The organism is Candidatus Rhabdochlamydia sp. W815, from assembly GCF_018642185.1.
In the GTDB taxonomy this organism is placed as follows: domain Bacteria; phylum Chlamydiota; class Chlamydiia; order Chlamydiales; family Rhabdochlamydiaceae; genus Rhabdochlamydia; species Rhabdochlamydia oedothoracis.
In genome coordinates, this window is record NZ_JAAVTY010000155.1 from 1 (window position 1) to 2,662 (window position 2,662).

Sequence of the window (2,662 nt, forward strand, 5' to 3'; positions counted from 1 at the left end):
CCATTCTTGGGAAAGAGGCTTAAATGAGCATACAAACGGACTAGTTAGGCAATATTTTCCTAAAACACAAAGCTTTTTAGATACGACTTCCAAGGATATAGAAAGGGTGGAAACTTTACTAAATAACAGACCTAGAAAGGCTCTCAACTTCGAAACTCCACTAGAAGTGTTTACGAGATTATCTACAAACATGCTATGCTCGGGTGCACAATAGATGTTTTTTCAAGTATTTATATGTTCTTTTTTGTGCACTTCAAGGTTGAAAGGGCCGGAATTATGTTATTATTATTTCCATCTTTGGAATAAAAAAGATGATAAAAATTCTAAGATCCTGCTAGTATATAGTGGTTCCGATTCAATCGCATAGAAAAATATAGGATAACGACAAGTTTCAAGTCGTTGACTTGAACCCCATTAAGCTAGCCGTTTGAATTGGCACTACTATATATCAAGAGGTTTTGTCTCTTCTATAGAAACAAATGGCACCAAGCCCTACTGCAAGAAGGAGGAAAACGCTTAAACTAATTGCATTAGAAAAAAAAGGATGCTCTATTGCAGGGATAATACCAAGTACCGTTAACAGTGCGATGATCACACCTGTGCAAGCATCTCCTGCTACAAGGCCAGAAGCAGCTAATATCCCTTTTTCAGAAGCCATGGTCATGTGCGTTGTTTTTTCTCTTTTTTTCACAAAAAAGGAAACAATTCCTCCTAGCATCATAGCAGTGCTCAAAGAAAGGGGTAAGTACAATCCTAGAGCAAAAGGCAAAACAGGTAAACGAAGTAGTTCCATGGATAAACCTAAAAGCACGCCTACCAAAATTAAGGTAACAGGAATATTGCCTTGAATTACTCCTTTTGCAATTAAAGCCATCATGGTACCTTGCGGAGCTGGTAGCTCCGCAGAGCCTAATCCATAGGCTTGATCTAGTAAATATAGAGTGGTTCCAATGGCAAGGGCTGGTAGAAAAATACCGATAATCTCTGCAATCTGCTGCCATCTAGGAGTTGCACCGAGTAAAAAACCTGTCTTTAGATCTTGAGAGGTAGTGCCTGCTAAAGCAATAGCAATATTGACAACCACACTCATCGTTAATGCAGCAATCAGATAGATGCGCTCTGTCCAACCAATAGCGACAAAAATTAAACATGTCAGAAGAAGAGTTGTTAAAGTCATACCAGAAACAGGATTAGAAGTGCTTCCAACTATACCAACTGTTAGGGATGTAACCGCTACAAAGAAAAATCCTAGCACAGCCAGTAGTACGATAGTCGTTAAATTCATGGCAGATCCAGGGAGAAGCCAAAGAGTGATAATAATGGCTAAAGACCCAACAATGAGCCAACGAAGAGAAATATCTCGATCCGTTCTTGGTATATTTTTTCTAGGAGTTCTTTGGAATAGTTCCGTTAAACCAACAGAGAAGGTTTTACGGATAATGGGTGTAATTTTTATTAAGCTAATCAACCCTCCAATAGCTACTGCACCAGCGCCGATGTAACGAATATAGTTTGCCCAAATCTCTTCCGCTGACATTTGTGCAACAGGTATGGTTGCTGGGAAAATAACGGTCTGGTTAGAGCCAAATAATTGGATTAAAGGAATGAGAATCCACCATCCTAAAGCCCCTCCCCATAATAGCAAGCTAGTAATACGAGAGCCCACGATGAAACCCACACCAAGTAATGCAGCAGTGCAATCCATACTAAATTCTGTTTTTTGAAAAAAAGGCAGAACCCATTTAGGAGTTTCTTTTAGCAGTTGAAAAGCTCCAGAAAAGCATTTATGAATAGCTCCTACGATAATCCCTAAAAAGGCAAAAAAAGCCATTTTCTGAGAAGAGGTTCCGGCTTGTAGAATTTGAGCACATGCGGTCCCCTCTGGAAAGGGAAACCTCTTATGTTCATGTACAATGATATAACGGCGCATGGGAATCATAAACAGCACACCCAAAATTCCACCTAATGCAGCTAATACAAAAATGCGCCAAGCAGATAAACGCTCTCCTAAAAAAAAGAGCGCAGGAACGGTAAAAATTACCCCAGCAGCTAATCCTTCTCCTACAGAGGCAATGGTTTGTACTAGGTTGTTTTCTAAAATCGATACCTTTTTACAAAAAGTGCGTAAGATAGCCATGGATAACACAGCAGCTGGAATAGAAGCAGAGACAGTTGTACCGATTTTCAAACCTAAATACGCGTTACCAACTGCAAAGACTAATCCAAGGATCATCCCTAGCAAGATGGCGCGTAGAGTGAATTCTCTAGGTGCTTTTTCCGTAATATTTTTCATAATAAAGAAGAGTTCTTTATTTTTGAAAATGCCGCGGAAAGAGATTTTTTACTATTCTTTTTTTAATTCTTCTGTGCACTTCAAACTTGAAAAGATAACCTAAAACCAATACCATGAATTTCATAGTCAAATTAAGGATAATTATTTACAGAAATAAGCCATGTAAAAAATCTATGAAGGCGCTTGTAATTCGATGGTATTTTTGCCTTACTGTATAAAATAGTGGAAAGATCTAATAAATTTACTGTCCTTAACTACAAATAATCCTATTAATACATTAGACTTCTTTCGAAATTAAATTTTTGAGAGTAGATTTCTTGCATAACCCCTTATTTTAAAGCTTTCATTTATAGATTCCTAATCTTAACA

2 protein-coding genes are annotated in these 2,662 nt (G+C 38.0%); one reads left to right on the plus strand and one right to left on the minus strand.

The annotated features are described in order from the left end of the window. Window positions 1–214: transposase (locus tag RHOW815_RS09455; protein WP_502757473.1), on the plus strand; the 214-nt coding region annotated here is incomplete at its 5' end. 234 nt (window positions 215–448) lie between these two features. Here the strand turns inward: RHOW815_RS09455 and RHOW815_RS07765 are convergent. Next, window positions 449–2,293, minus strand: a complete 1,845-nt coding sequence (locus tag RHOW815_RS07765; protein WP_215217734.1) for an OPT family oligopeptide transporter — start codon at window positions 2,291–2,293, stop codon at window positions 449–451. Window positions 2,294–2,662 lie beyond the last annotated feature (369 nt).